Origin of the sequence: Pandoraea sp. PE-S2R-1 (assembly GCF_002179865.1) — a bacterium.
In the GTDB taxonomy this organism is placed as follows: domain Bacteria; phylum Pseudomonadota; class Gammaproteobacteria; order Burkholderiales; family Burkholderiaceae; genus Pandoraea.
The window spans coordinates 432,846-451,110 of record NZ_NGUR01000010.1 but is presented as its reverse complement, the minus strand read 5'-3'; the positions used below and the strand labels follow the sequence as shown (position 1 = coordinate 451,110).

Here is an 18,265-nt window from a genome sequence, read left to right as displayed (position 1 = left end):
ATCAGTGCGCGCGCGTTGCGCTCGGGACATTGTTCTGGCGCAAGGAATGGAAAGATTTTTTGCGAGATTGATGCCCATCGTCCTACAATCGTCCCCTGCATGGCGCGGGCCATGAGAGGCAGTGACGCGGGTCGTCCGGCGCCATCGTTTTCGTGTGAGTAGTTCGCCAGTCAAAACAAAATCAATAACGCATGCGGGGGCAGCAGTGATTCGGGGATTCAACAGCATCATCGACCGTCTGGCGCGGGACTTCTGGCGCGCCGCGCATACGCGCGAGCAGCAACACGCCCAGTCGCAAATGCGAAGTCTTGCGGAAGTCCGTGCCGTCGATCAGGCCCAGCGCGCCTTTGACGACGCACCGGCCGCCGACGCCGTGGCGCGAGAGCGGCTGCATCTGGCCCTGCGCCAAGCCGAGGCCACCGCCGAGGGCGCCCGCGCCAAATTCGAAGTGGCACGGCTGGAGCGCCTGCTGGCCGACGGACTCACGCGCGACTTGCGCATTCCGCCTGCCGACCTGCGCGCGCGCAACACGCCCCCGGTCCTCGACACTCGCCATCTGCCGAAGATTCTTGCCAAGCCCGAATGGGAAACGTTCGCGCCGGAGAAACCCGGCCGGCTCTCGCTCGCCATGCCCGGCGCGTCGGCACGTTACGAACAGGCGGTGTCGAAGGCGCGCAGCGAGTTCATACACGCCGAGCGCGAATACGAGGGCTCGAAGATCCGCCGTACGCAGGGCTCGATGATTCTGCAAATCGCGCAGCAAAAGGCTACCGAGGCCGCGCGGGCCGAAGCGTCGCTCCACAATGCCGCCGTCGCCGATTTCGAAGGTGCACTGTTGCGCGGCGAGGCGGCGGCCGTGACCGGCTACGCGCGCATTGTGCTTAGCCGCAGTCCGTATCCCGAGGCGTTTCAACAGACGCTCGCGGCGCACTATGTCGAGAATCACAAGCTGCTCGCCATCGGCTACGACGTGCCCACGCTCGACGCTGCCGTGCCGATTGCACTCGACTATCGTTACGACAGCATCGAGAAGGCGCTTCAGGGCGTGCCGGCCGGCGACGCACTGCGTGCGCAGGTGTACGCCAGTGCGTTGCGCCAGATCCTGCTTCGTTCGCTGTACGAGTTGTTCGCGGCCGACCCGCTGCGCCATGTCAATGCCATCGTCTTCAACATCTATGTCAACGCGGGCGACGAGCGTCTTTGCCTGGCGAGTGCGCACGTATCACGCGCGGATTTCGCTGCGCTCGTGTTGACCGAGGGCGACGCGGCCACGCATCTGACGACGCTTGGTGCACGCGTGTCGGCACGTCCGGAGGCGTTGCAGGCCGTCACGCCGGTGGCCGGTGTCGATATGACGCAAGCGGTCACCGATGCAGACGTCGCGGTCGATCGCCGTTTCAATCTGATGACGCTGTCGGACAAGGACTTCACGCAGGTGATGTTCCATCTGCTGCGCTCTCACGGCTTTGAAGGGCCGCCGTTGCTGCCTGCTGAAGACGGCATGCTGGCTTGCCGCGCGTGGGATCCTCACCCGATTTTCGGCGGTGATGTGGTGGTGCATATCCGCCGCGATACCCCCCAGTTGGGGATGGGCGCCGCGCGCGCCATGCTGGCGGAAATGCAGCAGATCGGTGCCGCGCGAGGGATGCTGATTACGACGGGGGAATTCGAAGACGGTGTGGCGGAGTTTGCCCGCGACCGTCGTATCGAACTGCTCGGCGGTCAGCATCTCGTCTTCCAGTTGAAGGAAAACGCAGGCGTCGATGCGAGCGTGGTGGCGCCGGAATCTGCCGGTGCGACCGGGGCCGCCACGGCGTCGGTGTAAGCGAGACGCCTGATCGGCGCGACAAACGCCCGCGATGAGCGAGGATGTGCGAGATCGTCGGCGAAAGACCGGCCTGCTATAGTGGGCCGGACTTTCCCACGTCAAAGCCATTAGGCCATTACGGAGGTTGGTATGTCGCGACGCACGAAACGACTTTCAGTCCTGAGCACGATGGGCGCCATGGGTACGGCCTTGCTGCTGGCACTCGGCGCACCCACGCTGGCACACGCACAACTCGATGCCCTGAAGAACGCCATCGGCGGCGGAAATTCCGGTGGGTCCAATTCGGGCGGTCTGGCCGGCAGTCTGGGCGGACTCGGCTCGGCGAGCTCGATGACGTCGGGCAGCATCGGCAACGCGACCGGCGTGTTGCAGTTCTGCATCAAGAACAACTACCTCAACGGCGGCAACCTGAGTTCGGCGACAGACGTCAAGGACAAGCTGCTTGGCAAGATCGGCACGCAGTCAGGCTCTGCGGCGGCCAGCCCGGGCTATCTCGATGGTGCCAAGGGGCTGCTGTCCTCGCCAGACGGCAAAACCGTCGATCTGAACGGCGGCGGGCTCAAGGAGCAACTCACGCGTCAGGTCTGCGACAAGGTGCTCGATCAGGCGAAGTCGTTCCTCTGACCGCGCAGCGGCTGACGGGTAACGGGTAACGGCTCATGGCTGGCGTCTGATGGACGCCGGACCTCATCTCCTCGCGGCGGGTGTCATTGAAATGGATGCCCGCCGCGTCTTGCCCACCGCTCGGTGGTACCAAAAAATTCATCTAATTTGGGTCTTTGCGATGGGCCACGCCCGGGCGTACGCTAAGCGTTATTCCCACCCCACTGCCTGAGTCCGGAGTCATCGATGTATTTACCCGCCGCATTTGCCGACGATCGTCCCGAGGCCATGCACGACCTGATTCGTGCCAATCCGCTTGGCCTGCTCGTGAGCGCCGGTGCGCTTGGGCTGGTGGCCGATCCGATTCCGTTTTTGATCTATCCCGATGAAGGCGAGTTCGGCACGCTGCGTGCCCATCTGGCGCGCGCCAATCCGCATGGCCCGACGTTGAACGACGTCGATGATTGTCTGGTGGCATTCACCGGTGCACAGGCCTACATCACGCCATCGTGGTACGCGGCCAAGGCCGAGCATGGCAAGGTGGTGCCAACGTGGAACTACGCCGCCGTGCATGTCTGGGGCAAGCCACGGTTGATTGACGACGCCGCGTGGGTCTGCCGGTTGGTCGGCGATCTCACGACGTCGCAGGAGCAGGGCAGGCCTGCGCCGTGGGCGGTGGAAGATGCGCCGGCCGACTTCATCGACGGCATGCTGCGTGCGATTGTCGGCGTGGAAATTCCGATTCGTCGCATCGAAGGCAAATTCAAGGCGACGCAAAATCGGGCCATGGCAGACCGCGTTGGCGTGGTCGACGGGCTTCGCGCTCAAGGGGCGTTGAGCGAGCCGATGGCGACCCTCGTCGCGCAGCGTGGCGACGTGCCGAAGACGTGATAGCGCGAGCGTCCGGCCGGACGCTCCGCCATCGCGAAAGTAACGAAAGGAAACAATTTCGCGGGTTTCAGACAGGTTTGCCGTCCGTGTCCCCGCATACAATGCGGCATCCCGACTCAGGTGCCGCGATGAAAACATTGCTCGCCATGCTTGCGCTGTTGCTCTGCCTCTTCCTGCTGGAGCAGGGGGACGTGCCGAGCGCGCAAGCCGACGAGTGCGGCAATCTCGCACCGGCCCAGACACTGCAATGCGCCGCCTATGGCGTGGGAAACGTGTCCCCCGAATAGCGTTCCTCCGATACAATCGCACCCCCAAGTCTTACCGTAAGCAGTGCGATGAAGCAGTCTGAACGGACGGCCACCGCAGTGCGCGCAACTCGCTTGCGCGCGATGGCCCGGCAATTGGCAATACTCGCAGTCAGCCCTCTTTTTGCGATCTCCGGCAGTGCATTTGCCGCGACGACCGCCTGCGGCGATCACTACTTTTCGGGCACCGCACCCGATATCACCAACGCATCGATGACGCGGGCGGCACGTGAAGTGTGCTTCAGTGCGTTCGGTGTCATGCACTCTGGCGTCACGCGTACGCCGCTCTGGTCGGCCGAACATCTCACGCGCGATCGGTTGGCCGACGCGCGCGAAATGACTCGCGTCAACAATTTCCACGCCGAATCGAATTTGCCCGCCAGCGAGCGCGCCGAATTGCGCGATTACCGTAGCTCGGGCTACGACCGGGGGCATATGGCACCGTCGGCGGATATGCCCGATGCGCGAGCGCAATCCGAGAGTTTCTCGCTGTCGAACATGGTGCCGCAGAACAGCGAGAACAATCGCTATCTGTGGGCAGGCATCGAGTCGAGTGTTCGGACGTTGGCAAAGGACCGCGGCGAGTTGTTCGTGATCACGGGGCCGCTTTACAAAGGGCAATCGATCACACAGATCGGCAACCGCGTGATGGTGCCCACGCAGCTCTATAAGGTGGTCTACGACCCGAAGCGGCGACAGGCCGGTGCCTACCTTGTCGCCAACGAAGCAACCGGCGACTATTCGGTAGTGAGCGTGGCAGAGCTGGAGAAGTTGGCGGGTATCGACTTCTTTCCCGGCATGCCGGCCTCGGTGAAGGCCACCGCGATGCGCTTGCCGACACCCAAGGCTGCGGGCGGCGGCAAACGCAAGCGTGACCCCGAGGTGCCTTCGTACCGAGAAGTGCAGACGGTGCTCGATTTTCTGCGCACGATCATTCGCTAACCGATGTTTCCCCCGACACAGGAGTCTTCGATGACCGCTTCGTCCCCGGCCAGTACGACCTTTCAACCGTTCGCCAACGACGCCGATGCGCTCTCGCTCGGTGAGCTCAATGTCGAGAACCATACGGACAACGTTGCCATCTTTGGAAGTCTGACGATTCGCCGCGATGCCGAAGGGCTGCGGCAAGCGCAGGCGCTGAAGGCGGTGCTCGATGCCGTGGTGGGCGCGCTGTCGGCCGGCAAGCTGCCGGAACATGCCGAGCCCGTCGCCGACGTCCCCTCCCGGCAGGTGAAGAATCCCTTCGCAGACTGACCGCTCCGGATTTACCCGGTGTTGATGCTTTATTCAAACATTTGATGTTGCGGCGCACTAAGTGATTCGGTTCAGCGGATCACCTGCCGCAACTGCCGCCTCGCCTCGAAATTCATCGTGCGGCATCGCGCGTGTCGCGATGTCCGTGCGCACCCCCGTCATTTCTCGTCGTTCCCCCATTCATGCGGGTTGCGCGACAACTTGTCGCACCTGCGACAAAGTGTCGCATTGACACTCTTGGTCAAAAATCCGGTTTCGCGTCATTCGATCGCTTTTCAGTGAGGTCTTTTTTCGTCTCGAAAATCGTTCGAAGCGGGCGGTTTTCTTGTGGCGACGCAACACCGATAAGGGGTTTACGACTTTCTTGCGAAGCGCATACTAGCCCTGCGTCCCGTCGATTCCGATATCAGGGAGTCGGTGATGGGAAAGGCCACGAGCACTAAACAACGCGAGGTTACTTATGCACATCCGTTGGAAAAAAGTGTATTCGAGTGGATGGGGTTCGGTTCATCACATTCAACCCCGTTCGAACCGCAGCGCCATTGAGCGCGAGCAACTCTTTCAACGCCTTCTGGCGGTAGCGATCGCCTGTAGTGTCGGCGGATTCGTTCTCCTGTCAATTGGTGCGGCCTTCCTAGGGCGCTAAAGTCCCCTATCTTCCTTTCGTGCGCGGCACCGCCTTCCGACGGCTTGCCGCGCATCGTTGCATTCCCCTTCTGATTTGAGCGCACCCGCTCCCGCAGGCGGCTTGACTGCGCCTGCCACTTCCAACGGATCAAAGCGAACGCCCGTGCCGTTTTGAAACGTTTTGTTACAGATGTTTGAAGTGTCGAAGGGGTTGAATCACGCTTGCTCCGCCAAATCGTAAAAATCCATTGGAAACAATCGCAATGCCGCGTGAAGCACGTTTTCACTCATCGTGATAAACGTCGGCTGACGTCGTTTTGGCGCGGCATCCTGTAAGTTGACGCTATTGCAATTCCCCAAGAATAGTGACATCTTGAAGCGACGTCGGGATGTAGGAATTCAAGGTAGTTGGCTCTGAGGATTTGTCCGAATTGCCTTGCGTCTCTAAATTTTCGATAAAGAAGAAAAGAAAAGCATTGCGGGCCGGTTTGTTTGATTTGTGAGGTGCGCCATGGAAATTCGCTGGGAAAAGTTGTATTCGGGCGGATTGGGTCGTTTTTACGACACTTCGGAATCGAGCCGCCGCCGGGCACGGCGAGCGCAGTTGGCGTGGTTCGGCATCGCCATTTCGGTCGCTGTCGCGGTGGGCGCTGTTGCCATCGCGTGGCGCTGGATCTGATGCCTGCCGGCCGTTTTCACCACATTCGGACTACGGGGATGCTGGCGTTGCTCGCCGCCATGGCGGGCGCGTCGGCGTATGCGCAGCAACTTCAGCCACTTCAGCCAGCCCCGCCGCCGCCCGTCATGCCGATGGCTGCCGAGCCGCTCGACGCCGCCGGACAAGCCTGTGGCAACATTCGCGCACTGCCCGCCGACGTGACCAATTACCGCTACGAGGTGACGAACCGCTGCCAGCGGCCCATTACCTTTAGCTGGCGGTGCAACAGTGCCGACACCGAGCACTCGCTCGACGTGGCAGGTCAGGGCACCCAACTCGCCACCTGCGTGAAGGCCACGGGTGCCGCCGGGGAGATCATCTTCCACTTCGGCCCGCCGGGAACCGGCAACTGACCGGCCGACCGGTCGCCACAGTTGTCCGGAATGGCTATCATGACGCCATGCCGCTCGCTCGCGAGCGACGCTGACTGCACCGGCGCACCGGCGCACGTGCGCACCCGAGACACTCGATCCGCCAAGGACACCCTTCGAGGACCCCCCCATGAACGACTCCGTCACCTCGACCCAGCCGTCGCTCGACACGGCCGCTTTGCGTGAATTCGTCGAACGCAAGTGGAACGACGAAATCCTGCACGCACTCACCGATTACATCGCCGTACCTGCCAAGAGCCCGGGCTTCGATGCCGACTGGGCGCGCAACGGCTACATCGACCGCGTCGTGCGCGATGCCGCCCAATGGGCCGAACGTCAGCCCGTGAAGGGGCTCAAGCTCGAAGTGATTCGTCTGGAAGGCCGCACGCCGGTGATCTTCTTCGAAGCACCGGCTACACGCTCGGGCAGCGATGAGACCATCGTGCTCTACGGTCACCTGGACAAGCAGCCGGAATTCGATGGCTGGCGCAAAGACCTTGGCCCGTGGACACCCAAATTTGAAGACGGCAAGCTCTACGGCCGTGGCGGGGCGGATGACGGTTACGCCATCTATGCCAGCGTGACGGCGCTCGCCGCGCTCGATGCGCAAGGTGTGGAGCGTCCGCGCTGCGTCGGCTTGATCGAGACTTGCGAAGAGTCGGGCAGCTATGACTTGCTGCCGTATGTCGACGCATTGCGCGATCGGCTGGGCAAGGTAAGTCTGGTCGTCTGTCTGGATTCAGGCGCAGGTAACTACGACCAGTTGTGGCTGACCACGTCGCTGCGCGGTCTGATCTCGGGCAGTCTGGAAGTACAGGTGCTCGATGAGGGCATCCACTCGGGCGGCTATGGCGGTATTGCGCCGTCGAGCTTTCGCATCATGCGTCAGCTTTTCGAGCGGCTCGAAGACGCGGGCACCGGCAATGTGTTGCCCAAGGGCTTTCACAGCCCGATCCCGCTGCAACGCCTGAAAGAGGCCGAAGCGACCGCGGCGATTCTCGGCGACGACGTCTGGAAGAAGATGCCGTGGGCCTGCGGTCAGGACGGCCTGTCGGTGCTGCCGACCACCACCGATCCGAAGGAAGCGCTGTTGAATTCGACGTGGCGCCCGTCGTTGTCGGTGACCGGGGCGGCGGGTCTGCCGGCACTGGCTGACGCGGGCAATGTGCTGCGTCCGCGCACGGCATTCAAGCTGTCGCTGCGCCTGCCGCCGCTGATCGATGCCGCGCAGGCGGTGGCCGAGCTCAAGGCGTTGCTCGAATTCGACCCGCCGTACAACGCGAAGGTGACGTTCAAGTCCGATGCCGGTGCGGCCTCCGGCTGGGATGCGCCGGAAGTGGCACCGTGGTTGTCTTCCGCATTGAACACGGCCTCGCAACGCCACTACGGCGAGGACGTGGCATTCATCGGGCAGGGCGGCACGATTCCGTTGATGAACACGTTGCAAGCGGGCTTCCCGAGCGCACAGTTCATGGTGTGCGGCGTGCTCGGTCCGAAGTCGAATGCCCACGGTCCGAACGAATTCCTGCACGTGCCCTACGCGAAGAAGCTGACCGCCGCCGTTGCCGAAGTGATTGCACTGGCGCCGTAACTACGACGCTTGATCGTAGGGCTCAGAGGCGATGCGTTGTCGCTTCGAGCACTTGTACCCCCCGCATGAAGTCATCGATATCCATGGCTTCATGCGGATTGTGCGAACCGTTCGCGTTGCGCACGAACACCATCCCGCTCGGAATACCCGCATTGGCGAAGATCGCGGCGTCGTGACCGGCGCCGCTTGGCACGCGCTCTTGCGGCAGGTCGAGCGCGCGGCAAGCGTCAGTGAGCAGCGATGACACCTGTGCATCCATGATCGCCGGTGCGGATGCCAGCCGCCGGTCGAACACGAACTGCACGCCGCGATCGCGTTCAATCGCGCGGCATTCGGTCCGCATCAACTCATAGAACACGTCGAGCGTATCGGCGCTCTGACTGCGTACTTCGAGGCTGAAGTCCACGCGACCCGGAATGCGCGAGATCGCATGCTCTGCGGGATCGGTGCCGACGATGCCTGTCGTCACCACGAGATCGATACCGCGCTCCAGCAGGGCACGCCAATGTTCATCGAGCCGGGTGATCAGATCGGCAACTGCAAACATCGCATCGTGCCGCAGCCAGCGCGGCACCGCGCCCGAGTGACCCGCTTCTCCCACACATGACACACGGTTGTGGCGCACATTGCCGCGAATGCCGGGCACGATGGCCACGGGCATGTCGCGGGCAATCATCACCGGGCCTTGTTCGATGTGCAGTTCGAGCCACGCTTTGGCACGCGACGCGTCGAAGAGCATCGCCCCTTCGCGAATCGCATCGACGTCGGCGCCAGCCTCGGCCAAGCACTCGCCGAGCGAGCGTCCATGTGTGCGATGCGGCATCGCCAGATCGGCGTCGCTCAGTTTGCCGAACAACGCGCCGGACCCCATGTAGGCTTTCCCGAACCATGCGCTTTCTTCACCCCGCAACGCGAGCACGCGCACCGGCGTTGTTGTCGGACGAGCGCTGCGTTGCTGTTCGACAAGGCACAGCAGGCCCGCAATGATGCCGGCCATGCCGTCGTAGTTGCCGCCTTGCGGTACGGAGTCGAGGTGCGAGCCGATCCATGTGGCAGGCAGGGTGTCCCGCTCACCGGCATCGGACGGCAGGGAGAAGATCAGGTTGGCCGCGCGATCTCGCGTGACCGTCAGCCCCTGATGACCGGCCCATTCGGTCAGATACGACGCCGCAGCGTTCTCGCCTGCACCATAGCTGTCGCGAGAGACGCCGACACCGTCGTCGCCGAGACGGCGCAGGTCGGTAAAAAGTTGATCGGCCAGCGAGGCCAGCGCGGTAAGACTCATGAGCGTGTTTTCTGCAATGACGAAATCAATGGGGAAGGGGAGCAACGCACGCCCCGAAAAACATCACGAAGGCGTGCGTATGGGGTCCCCTGTCACCCGGACTGCTGGGCAAAGCGCAGCCAGCGATCGGTGAGCTGGGCATCGAGGGCGACGGCCCCCGTGAGCGCGGCCAGCTTGTCGATCTGATGCTGTGCGCAATAGGCGGTGAGGCCGTCGACGATATGGCCCATCGCGGCCGGATCGCGAAACGATGCCGTACCCACTTGCACGGCCGTGGCGCCCGCGAGCATGAATTCGACGGCGTCATCCGCGGTCTCGATGCCGCCGCAACCGATGATCGGAATACGCACGGCGCGATGACATTGATGGACGAGCCGAACGGCGAGCGGTTTGATCGCCGGGCCCGACAGGCCACCCATGACGTTGCCGAGTTTGGGGCGGCGCGTGTGCACGTCGATGGCCATGCCGAGCACGGTGTTCCCCATGACGATGGCATCGGCCCCGGCATCCTCCGCGGCCCGCGCGATCTGGGCAATCTGCCCGGCATTCGGCGTGAGCTTGACCCAGAGCGGATGCTTCGTGCGCCGCCGAATGGCGCTCACCGCTTTGTAGGTGGTCTCGGGCAGCATGGCAAAGGCCATGCCGTCCGCTTCGAGATTGGGGCACGAGATGTTGGCTTCGATGGCCGCGACCTCAGGCAGCGACAACCGCTCGCAGGCCTCGGCGAACGACTCGGCGGTATCGGCCGAGACAGACACCACGACAGGCGTGTCGAATTGCGTGTACGGCGGCAGAACGTCGCGCAGATAGGCGTCGAGCCCCTTGCTCGGAATGCCGATGGAGTTGAGCATGCCGGCAGGTGTCTCGGCCACGCGCGGCGTCGGGTTCCCCGCGCGGGTGGCGGGCGATACGCTCTTGATCACCAGCGCGCCGAGTCGATTGAGATCGAGTGCCTCGCGGTACTCGATGGCGAAGCAGCCCGACGCTGGCATCACCGGGTTGCGCAGCGTGAGCGCGCCGATACGAACGCTCAGATCCGGCACGGCAAGACCGCGTGGGTCAGCGTCCGGCGAGCGCCGTGTTGTCATTTGACGATCAGCCAAAATCCACCTCCCCGATGACATCGCGAATCGGAAACACGGGGCCTTCACGGCACACGCGCAGGAATTGCTTATCGCCGTCGCAATCGAACAGGCGCACGCACGACAGGCAAACACCCATGCCGCAGGCCATGCGCTGCTCCATCGCCACTTCCGCGACGATCTGCGGGTGTTCGGCCACCACGCGTTGCAACAGCATCAGCAGCCGGTGCGAGCCGCAGGTGTAGACGGCGTCGTGCGGGGCGGCGCTGAGCAGGGCGCGCACGCGAGCTTCCACTGCTTCGACGGATGACGAGCCGTCGCTATCGAACACGCAATGCACGTCGGCCAGTTCGCGGGCCATATCGCTGCGCAGGAATTCGTCGCGCATCAGATCGGCTTCGCTGCGTGCCGACATCACCACGGTGAGTCGAATGCCCGCTGCCGCCGCGCGCTGCACGAGCGGTGCCATCGTGGCCAGACCGACGCCGCGCGCCACCACCATCACCCGCCGCCAGCGCGTGTCGAGCGTGAAGGTATTGCCGAGCGGCCCGACGATATCGAGCGAGGCGCCTTCCGCCAGCGAGGCGAGCGCCCGCGTGCCCACGCCCGTGACGTTGTAGAGAAACTCGATGGTGCCGGGCTCGGGGCCGGTGCCGTAGACGCTCATCGGGCGCAGCAGGAACGGTGCTTCCTGATCGGTCACCGGACACTTGAGTTGATAGAACTGGCCGGGGCGCGTGGTGTCGGCAAGCGGCGCGTCGGCGTGCAGACGCAGATAGCGATAGCGGGCATTCACAGCGCGATGGGTCACCACGCGGCAGCGATGCGTCGCGACCGTGGGCGAGTGGCAGGGTGCGTCTTGAATCATTCGAGTTCGGTGCCCTTGAGTTCGGGAATCAGAAAGCGCGTGGCGATCATGTCGAGCACATAGAGGCTCGCGAGCAATGCGATGGCGATCTGGAAGGAGTAGCGCACGGCGAGTGCGCCGACGACGAGGGGCCCCAGGCCGCCGATGGCGCGGCCGATGTTCCACAACACGTTTTGTGCGGTGGCGCGTGCGGCGGTCGGATAGGCCTCGGACATGAGCGTGCCGTAGCCGCCGACCATGCCGTTCACGAACATGCCCATGAGCGCGCCGGCAAACAGCATGACGGTCGGGTCGGTCAGTTGCGCGTAGACGAGCACCATCACGACGGCACCTGCCTGATAAATCAGGAATGTGGGGCGTCGCCCGATACGGTCGGCGAGTTGGCCAAACGCCCACACGCCGAACATCATTCCGACGACCGTGGCGGCGGTCCACAACCCCGACTTCGTCAGCGAGAAACCGAGCTTCTGCGAGAGGAAGGTCGGCAGCCAGATCATGATCCCGTAGTAACCGAAGTTCTGGACCGAGCACAGGATCACGATGCCCAGACTGACGCGCGTGGTTTGGGCGTCTTTCACGAGCAGGCGGAACGCATTCGATCGGTTTGCCCCGGTATTGCCCGTGCGGCGCACGAACACTTCCGGCTCGTGCAGCTTGTTGCGAAGTACCCAAGCAACGAGCGCCGGCAGCACGCCGACGAGGAACATGCCGCGCCAGCCGATATGGGTCAGCAGCATCGGCGTGAGCAGGGCGGCAGCGAGCACGCCGGTCTGCCAGCCGAGCGCTACATACGACGACACGCGGGCGCGTTTGGCGGCAGGCCATGCTTCGGCGGCCAGTGCCATGCCGATGCCGAACTCGCCGCCAAGGCCGATGCCGGCGATGGTGCGATAGGCCAACAAGTCCCAGAAGCCCTGAGCAAACGCACACAGTCCCGTGAAGACGGCAAAGAGCAGGATCGTCCACGTCAGCATCCGCACGCGTCCATAGCGATCGGAGAGCGCGCCGAACAAGATGCCGCCGGCGACTGCGCCGATGAGTGTCCATGTGACCAGCGCGCCCGCCTGTCCGGGCGTGAGCGACAGCCCGGCCGTGATCGCCGGCAGCATGAAGCCGAGAATCAACAGGTCGAACCCGTCCATCGCATAACCGATGGCGGACCCGGCGAGCGCTTTCCATGCGTAGGGCGTCACGGTGTCGGACGGCGCAGCAGCAGTGCGCTGCGAACCCGGGGTATTCAGGTTGACTTCCATGGTCGTGTCCTGTGGGGCGGCGAGTGATCGAATGAACGAATGGACGAGTCCCGAAGCTGTGCCGCCGCAGTGATCGTCAAAAATTGTCTAAATATTTAGACGGGCAAGGTAAAAAAATCGGCGGACAGTGCGACGGCCATGTCATTCGCAGGCCACCCGATCGTGCCACGGTACCGCGCCCGGGTCAGGCATCGCGCACCGTGCGCCATCGGTAGGTGGCCCGAATGTTCAGACATAAACGTCGGTCGTGAGCTGTGCGGCAAAATCGTTGAGCGTGGCGAGAAAGCTGGCATCCGACGACTCGGCCGCATCGCGCAGCTTCGTCGCATAGGCCTTGCTGCGGGCGAGAAACAGGTGAAAGGTTTCGCCGTTCGTCGCAATACCGGACTGGCGTTCCGTAAATGCCTGCGCAGACTGGGCGAGCAAGAGCAGCGCAGCCGATTCGCGGGTGGCGGTGCGCGACGCGTTCAGGCAGCGTGCGGCAAAGTCTTCGATGTCGGACAGGCCGACGGTGTCGCGCTGCAACCAGGCACAAGCGAGCTTCAAATCCATCACATGCTCCATTTGTCTAAATATTTAGACTAAACGAACCCAAAGGGTCAGGCAAGGCGAAAATTATTGGGTGAAACCCTGATACAGAGGGCGCCGCGACGGCACAAATGGTGGCGTGCACCGTCGCGGATGAGGGCGCGCGAGGCGCCCCCCGGCAAGACTCAGAACTTCATTCGCAAGCCGGCGCCGTACGTCTGGCCGGTCGACAAGTCGCTCATGTGGTCGTACTTGTACGCGGCGTAGATGTCGGTGCGCTTGGAGAGCGGGTAGTCGTAGCCGAGAGCCCAAGTGGTGCGGCGCTGGTTGTCGCCCGAGCCGTTCGAGCCGGTGAAGGCAACCGAGGCGAGCACGCTGCCTCGACCGAGCGGCACCGAGGCGCCCAACTGCCCGGTGTTGCTATGGAAGTTGCCGCTGGCCGCCTGACTGGCGACGAGCATGTATTGCGCAAACAGCTTCACGACGGTGAAGTCGTACGAGAGGCCGAGCTGCGCGGTGTTCTGATTGGACAGCCCCGTCACGCCCGGCAACTGGGTGCCGAAGTCACCCGGGGCGTTGCTGAAGTTCACGTACTGATAGTTCAGGGCCATACCGAACGGGCCGTTGCCATAGGTCACGGCAGCGCCCCACTTCTTGGCGCTGTGGTCCGTCGCGCTGTTGCCGGTCGCGTAGATGAGCGTGCCCGCCAGACCGGCATAGCCCGGCGACGTGTACGCAATGGCGTTGTTCCACGCCGAGTCGCCCACCACGCCTTGCGTCCCCAGACCCTTGTAGGTGTGGAAGATCATCGGCGAGAACGTGTACGAGTTGTTGAACGGGTTGAACTGAATCGTCGCCAGATACAGCGGCGTGGTGATGCGCCCGAGCCGCAGCGTGCCGGCGGTGGTGTTCGACAGGCCGACGTAGGCGTTGCGCGAGAAGAAGCTGTCGCCGGAGAAGCGGCCGTAGGTGCCGTTGTTCGGCTGGAAATAGCTCTCGAGCACGAACAGCGCGCTGTTGCCGCCGCCGAGGTCTTCCGTGCCGGCCATGCCCCAGTACGACGTGGTCATGCCGCCGCCTTGCTGCACGGTGGCCGCCTGGCCGCCGGGGTTCTTCACCGAGCCGACGTAAGCGTCGGCCAGACCGTAGAAGCTCACACTCGACTGCGCGTGGGCAGTCGTCGCGAGTGCAGCCGCGCCCAATGCGGCGGCGCCAGCCACCTTCGCTACCTTTGCCACCTTGTGCCAGGTTTTCATCATTCCCTCTTTTATGTGTACAAATTTCTGGACGGCGCGCAGGCTATCACTGCCGGCTCGCCCGGTCATCCCCAAAATTGCGCTGGACGTCGATTCCTACCGGCCATTCCCGTGGTGTGGGGCAGACCTGCACGGCATCGTGCCGATGTCTAAAAAAATAGACAATCGGAAAAATATTAGCTTGGCGGCGATGTCACGGTGGCTTGGCGAGGGGGCAACGACGGTGCGATGAAAGTGAGCGGGTCCCGGGCGTCACGGGGGGTGAGTGCGTCGGTATAATCCCGGCACGATATTGCGAGGGCGTGAGATGACGTCGTGCGCCGTCGACACAGCAGACGTAGCGCCCTGAAGCGGCGCGGCATGACGAGGCATTCCAACAGGGGGAGATTTGAACCGAACCGCGACGACATCCCGGGCGCCGAGAGGCGCGCGTTTCAACTTCCGGGCCATTGGCGAGCGCTTGCGCGCCTACCGGTTGGCCGCCGAATTGCGCAGCGAAGACGTTGCCGAGCGGCTCGATATTTCGCGCGCGGCCATCTACAAGCTCGAACGCGGCGAGATCGTGAAGATCGATACGCTGGAGCGACTCGCGGCGTTGTTGGGCGTGTCGCTGGCGAACCTGCTGGGCGTCGAGGTCGAGTATCACGATTCGGCGGTGAGCTACTTCGAGCGCATGCGCCAGTTGGAAGGCCGTTCGGAGCGCATCGTCGCGCATTTCGACCCGATCTCGTTTCTGCTGACGTCGAGCGACTACGACGTGTGGCTGCGTCACATGCTCGAAGAGAGCATTCCCCCGCGTCTGTCCGACAAGCACTGGGCAACGACGATCGATCGCGTGCTGGGCATTCTGCAAGAGCGTAAGGCGAGTTTTTCGCGCCATCGTCTGGCCGTCACGAGCCTGATCGGGCTGCGCCAGATCGAGCAGTTTCTGCACCACGGTCTCGTGGGGCGGCTTGGGCTGCCACCGGGGGTGCAGTTGGAACGCAAGATGGCAGCGCGCCGCGAAGTGACACGCATCATCGAGTTTCTCGAGGCGGACACGTCGGGCGTGCAGATCGGTATCGTGAGCGACAACATGCCCAACGAGTCCTTCCAGATCTTCGAGGCGGAAGGGGAGGCGTATGTCGCGGTGTCGCCGTTCCGTCTGGGCGAACTGCCGAACCTGCGTACCGGCATCGCCACCATCACGACCTCGCCCGATGGCGTGGGCATGTACCGGGCGATGATCGACCGCTTGTGGGCAGACTCCGCTAAAGGCAAGGAAGGCGCGGCCTTGTTGGGACAATTGCTGGCGCGTTTCTGAACGCGCACTTCTGAGCGCACACCCCGCGCGGCGCATTCCTGCGCCGCCATCTTCGTACCGCAAAACCCCGGGTGCTGTCGAAATACAAAAGTCCGCGTTCGCGGACGATATCCCGCACTTGAGAAGACATTTAGTCTGCCGTGCCATGAAGACCGTCCGGTCGGATGACAAGGAGACTAATTTCATGAGTGAGCATGCATTGGGTGTCGGGGCACCCCGCGGATCAACACCGGTTCTCATCAGGCACGTAACGAGGCCGTTCGATGACGCCGGATCATTGGCCGGTGATATTGCCGCCGTGGGACAAGCGCCGCCAAAGCTTGCGGGTAAAGCGTGGGTGAAATACCCCGAGCGCACTTATCGAACCCCGGACGGAGACGTCTGCGTGTCTTTTGGCGAGTGGGCCAAACAGCGCGAGGGGCAGGAGAAAGTGGCGCAGGGCATCAAGGCGGACGCTTCGATGCCGGACGCGATACGTAACACCCTCGGTACGTGGAACGAGAATTTCGTAGGGTACGAGCGCGCCGTGCTGATGTCCGAGTTTTCGCGTTACCGGACCTTGTTACGCGCGGGCAAGGACGAACTCGTACACACGACGCATTTGCGCGCATTCGGCGTGGACTCGCATATCAAGCAACTGGGGGCGATCAGTGCGTTGGACGATGCCGTCAATGCTGCCGAAGCCCTCGTGAATGGCGCGGACGACGCACCCGATGGTGTCACGTGGGCAGAAACCCGGCAGCATTTGTCAGACCTGCGGGACAAGGCGCTCGACACGACTGAAATCTCACTGCGCAGTCGACTGGCGCTACTGGATCGCGAGCTCGCCGAGGTCAAGGTATTGAATGAATTGACCACTGTCGCGCAACGAGAACGCTTGACCGGTGGCGAGGGCGTGCCGTTGCGATTGGCGAGGCGTGGCGACCGGTATGTGCTGAAGCCCGCGGCGACGCGCTCTGTCTTCGCGAGCAAGCAAAGGCGAGCCCGTATCGAGGCCGCGAGTCTCTCGTTATTGCTCGGCCTCCCGGCGTCGAGCGCCATCACATTGGACGGGCTGCGCGATCGCGGATTCGGCTGCCAGGAAAACACTTTCCTGCTTGCCGACGCGCCGATTTACGAAGGGGACGGCGATGGCCGGCAATGGGTGCTGGCCCGTGCGCGCGATCTCATGTACTGGAAGGACGAAGCGACGAAACTTCTGGCGGTCGTGGACGATGTGCGCGACGGGAGATGTGCCGTCGATGTCCCGTGTATGGTGCCGGACGACGCGAAGATCGACGACACGCCAGCCGTGACCTTCGAGGCGCGGCCTGAGGAACAACCGGAGGTGCTGCCAAGGCTTGCCGCAGGGCTGCACGTGCGGCGATGGAGTACGGATGGCAATGAAGCGCCGCGTACGGAACAGGGACGCATCACGCCGTTGCATCGCGCCGCCGTGCAGGTGCACCAGGCAAGTGGCGAGGGCACAGTAGCGTATGGGACGGACGTCGATACGGACGAGGAAGGCGATGTCGAGGCCGACGCGGAATCGGAGATGCCATCGGACGTCGAGATTGAGATCGAGAGGGCCATTGAGACGGTGATCGAGACGGTTGTTGAGACGGTTGTTGAGACCACCGACAACGCGGATGCCGGAGACCCCCCGCGGGGAGAGGTTGACACGACGCAGGGCGCCGACATGGATGTTCCGCCGCCGCTCCCCAAAAGTCCGCCACCGCCCCGTTACGATCGTTTCGGCCATCTGGTGAATCCACCCCTTTCGAAAGCGCAGCGTGAGAAGCATGAGTGGATTTCGGCGCTGTGCAGGCCGCTTGCCGTGTTTTGGGACACCGAAGGCTCACGAGATAAGGTCATCCAGCATGCCCGCTTGCAGTTAGATCTGTCTTCGGGGCGGCCGCCTGCCATTGCCGGCCGGTGCTGCCGTATCGCCTCGAATCTGATATCGGCCAAGACGGATCCATTCGCGACGAGGAGCGAGGCGCGCCGCGCTGACTTCGAGCGCTTGCTCGACGTGGTCGATGCGGGCTATGCGCTCAGCGAAAAGGTGATCCATACGATCGTGAGCCGCGTCGACCTCCTGAACGAATGGGTTGACGGTTTCGAGCAAGGGCCCGTTCAGAAACGTGTTCGGGACATGGCGACAGAGACGTTGTGGCGCGACTTCGGTGTGGCGTTGTTCGAGGACCTGGATCGATGCCGAACGCCTGATGATCTGTCCGACTGCCTGCTGAAAGCCGCCGAGTGTATCGATCCTGTCGATATTGCCTACCAGTCGCTGGTCGTGCCGTCATCAAAGCCCGGCGCACGCGACGCATTGACCGGTCGGCAGCGCTTGCCGGGCGAGGCGGGGACCTGATCATGGCTTCCCTTAGGCAATGACCTCTTGCGGGGCGTCTGCGCAACTGACGCCCCGTTTTCCAAAATCGCTCCCCGAGTATCGACATAGCCTTGCGTGAGGTGGCGAGCCCGTCGGCTCGCCCGCGTGGAGTTGTTCGATATGAG

At 63.1% G+C, this 18,265-nt stretch carries 17 protein-coding genes; 11 read left to right on the top strand and 6 right to left on the bottom strand.

The window, feature by feature from the left end; all coding sequences use genetic code 11:
• Positions 1 to 205 precede the first annotated feature (205 nt).
• The 9 genes from CDV44_RS12555 to CDV44_RS12525 all read left to right on the top strand — a co-directional run bounded on the left by CDV44_RS12555 (position 206) and on the right by CDV44_RS12525 (position 8,188).
• Positions 206 to 1,825 (top strand): restriction endonuclease, encoded by a 1,620-nt coding sequence (locus tag CDV44_RS12555; protein ID WP_087688313.1) that lies wholly within the window; start codon positions 206 to 208, stop codon positions 1,823 to 1,825.
• 171 nt (positions 1,826 to 1,996) lie between these two features.
• Positions 1,997 to 2,452, top strand: coding sequence for a DUF2501 domain-containing protein (locus tag CDV44_RS12550; RefSeq protein ID WP_087688312.1), 456 nt, complete (start codon positions 1,997 to 1,999; stop codon positions 2,450 to 2,452).
• 225 nt (positions 2,453 to 2,677) lie between these two features.
• On the top strand, positions 2,678 to 3,322 hold the full coding sequence (locus CDV44_RS12545; RefSeq protein ID WP_087688311.1) for an FMN-binding negative transcriptional regulator: 645 nt from the start codon (positions 2,678 to 2,680) through the stop codon (positions 3,320 to 3,322).
• Positions 3,323 to 3,450: 128 nt separating this feature from the next.
• Positions 3,451 to 3,609: a hypothetical protein gene (locus CDV44_RS28045; protein ID WP_157125821.1), complete on the top strand. Its 159-nt coding sequence runs from the start codon at positions 3,451 to 3,453 to the stop codon at positions 3,607 to 3,609.
• A gap of 48 nt (positions 3,610 to 3,657) precedes the next feature.
• Positions 3,658 to 4,569 (top strand): DNA/RNA non-specific endonuclease, encoded by a 912-nt coding sequence (locus CDV44_RS12540; RefSeq protein ID WP_249277521.1) that lies wholly within the window; start codon positions 3,658 to 3,660, stop codon positions 4,567 to 4,569.
• A 30-nt stretch (positions 4,570 to 4,599) separates the two neighbouring features.
• A complete protein-coding gene (locus tag CDV44_RS12535) occupies positions 4,600 to 4,881 on the top strand; it encodes a hypothetical protein (RefSeq protein ID WP_087688309.1) in 282 nt (93 codons plus the stop codon).
• Between the two features lie 1,138 nt (positions 4,882 to 6,019).
• Positions 6,020 to 6,187, top strand: a complete 168-nt coding sequence (locus CDV44_RS28040) for a hypothetical protein (RefSeq protein WP_157125820.1) — start codon at positions 6,020 to 6,022, stop codon at positions 6,185 to 6,187.
• Positions 6,188 to 6,225: 38 nt separating this feature from the next.
• On the top strand, positions 6,226 to 6,579 hold the full coding sequence (locus CDV44_RS12530) for a hypothetical protein (RefSeq protein WP_087688308.1): 354 nt from the start codon (positions 6,226 to 6,228) through the stop codon (positions 6,577 to 6,579).
• 148 nt (positions 6,580 to 6,727) lie between these two features.
• The gene (locus CDV44_RS12525; protein WP_087688307.1) at positions 6,728 to 8,188 is read left to right on the top strand and encodes a M20 family metallopeptidase; all 1,461 of its coding nucleotides are present in this window, start codon (positions 6,728 to 6,730) and stop codon (positions 8,186 to 8,188) included.
• A 22-nt stretch (positions 8,189 to 8,210) separates the two neighbouring features.
• Here CDV44_RS12525 and CDV44_RS12520 read toward each other — a convergent pair whose 3' ends face one another.
• The 6 genes from CDV44_RS12520 to CDV44_RS12495 form a co-directional block, all read right to left on the bottom strand.
• Positions 8,211 to 9,473 carry a hydantoinase/carbamoylase family amidase gene (locus CDV44_RS12520; protein WP_087688306.1) on the bottom strand — a complete coding sequence of 421 codons (1,263 nt, stop codon included), beginning with the start codon at positions 9,471 to 9,473 and terminating at the stop codon, positions 8,211 to 8,213.
• A 92-nt stretch (positions 9,474 to 9,565) separates the two neighbouring features.
• Positions 9,566 to 10,516, bottom strand: a complete 951-nt coding sequence (locus CDV44_RS12515) for a dihydroorotate dehydrogenase (protein ID WP_087688744.1) — start codon at positions 10,514 to 10,516, stop codon at positions 9,566 to 9,568.
• A 52-nt stretch (positions 10,517 to 10,568) separates the two neighbouring features.
• Complete coding sequence (locus CDV44_RS12510; RefSeq protein ID WP_087688305.1) at positions 10,569 to 11,423, bottom strand: dihydroorotate dehydrogenase electron transfer subunit; 855 nt, start codon at positions 11,421 to 11,423, stop codon at positions 10,569 to 10,571.
• On the bottom strand, positions 11,420 to 12,676 hold the full coding sequence (locus CDV44_RS12505; protein ID WP_087688304.1) for an MFS transporter: 1,257 nt from the start codon (positions 12,674 to 12,676) through the stop codon (positions 11,420 to 11,422). The genes CDV44_RS12510 and CDV44_RS12505 overlap by 4 nt, the downstream gene beginning before the upstream one ends.
• A 228-nt stretch (positions 12,677 to 12,904) precedes the next feature.
• Positions 12,905 to 13,228, bottom strand: coding sequence for a hypothetical protein (locus CDV44_RS12500; RefSeq protein ID WP_087688303.1), 324 nt, complete (start codon positions 13,226 to 13,228; stop codon positions 12,905 to 12,907).
• Positions 13,229 to 13,389: 161 nt separating this feature from the next.
• Positions 13,390 to 14,460: a porin gene (locus CDV44_RS12495; protein WP_371328755.1), complete on the bottom strand. Its 1,071-nt coding sequence runs from the start codon at positions 14,458 to 14,460 to the stop codon at positions 13,390 to 13,392.
• Positions 14,461 to 14,848: 388 nt separating this feature from the next.
• On the opposite strand from CDV44_RS12495, the gene CDV44_RS12490 reads away from it, so the two are divergent.
• Both CDV44_RS12490 and CDV44_RS12485 read left to right on the top strand, forming a co-directional pair.
• Positions 14,849 to 15,763 carry a helix-turn-helix domain-containing protein gene (locus CDV44_RS12490; RefSeq protein WP_058379501.1) on the top strand — a complete coding sequence of 305 codons (915 nt, stop codon included), beginning with the start codon at positions 14,849 to 14,851 and terminating at the stop codon, positions 15,761 to 15,763.
• A 184-nt stretch (positions 15,764 to 15,947) separates the two neighbouring features.
• The gene (locus CDV44_RS12485; RefSeq protein WP_141118726.1) at positions 15,948 to 18,119 is read left to right on the top strand and encodes a hypothetical protein; all 2,172 of its coding nucleotides are present in this window, start codon (positions 15,948 to 15,950) and stop codon (positions 18,117 to 18,119) included.
• The last annotated feature ends 146 nt before the right edge of the window (positions 18,120 to 18,265 follow it).

Coding starts and splice junctions, on each gene's coding strand:
- CDV44_RS12550 (WP_087688312.1), top strand. CDS start 1,997: ATGGGCGCCATGGGTACGGCCTTGCTGCTGGCACTCGGCGCACCCACG.
- CDV44_RS12545 (WP_087688311.1), top strand. CDS start 2,678: ATGTATTTACCCGCCGCATTTGCCGACGATCGTCCCGAGGCCATGCAC.
- CDV44_RS28045 (WP_157125821.1), top strand. CDS start 3,451: ATGAAAACATTGCTCGCCATGCTTGCGCTGTTGCTCTGCCTCTTCCTG.
- CDV44_RS12540 (WP_249277521.1), top strand. CDS start 3,658: ATGAAGCAGTCTGAACGGACGGCCACCGCAGTGCGCGCAACTCGCTTG.
- CDV44_RS12535 (WP_087688309.1), top strand. CDS start 4,600: ATGACCGCTTCGTCCCCGGCCAGTACGACCTTTCAACCGTTCGCCAAC.
- CDV44_RS28040 (WP_157125820.1), top strand. CDS start 6,020: ATGGAAATTCGCTGGGAAAAGTTGTATTCGGGCGGATTGGGTCGTTTT.
- CDV44_RS12530 (WP_087688308.1), top strand. CDS start 6,226: ATGCTGGCGTTGCTCGCCGCCATGGCGGGCGCGTCGGCGTATGCGCAG.
- CDV44_RS12525 (WP_087688307.1), top strand. CDS start 6,728: ATGAACGACTCCGTCACCTCGACCCAGCCGTCGCTCGACACGGCCGCT.
- CDV44_RS12520 (WP_087688306.1), bottom strand. CDS start 9,473: ATGAGTCTTACCGCGCTGGCCTCGCTGGCCGATCAACTTTTTACCGAC.
- CDV44_RS12510 (WP_087688305.1), bottom strand. CDS start 11,423: ATGATTCAAGACGCACCCTGCCACTCGCCCACGGTCGCGACGCATCGC.
- CDV44_RS12505 (WP_087688304.1), bottom strand. CDS start 12,676: ATGGAAGTCAACCTGAATACCCCGGGTTCGCAGCGCACTGCTGCTGCG.
- CDV44_RS12500 (WP_087688303.1), bottom strand. CDS start 13,228: ATGGATTTGAAGCTCGCTTGTGCCTGGTTGCAGCGCGACACCGTCGGC.
- CDV44_RS12495 (WP_371328755.1), bottom strand. CDS start 14,460: ATGAAAACCTGGCACAAGGTGGCAAAGGTAGCGAAGGTGGCTGGCGCC.
- CDV44_RS12485 (WP_141118726.1), top strand. CDS start 15,948: ATGAGTGAGCATGCATTGGGTGTCGGGGCACCCCGCGGATCAACACCG.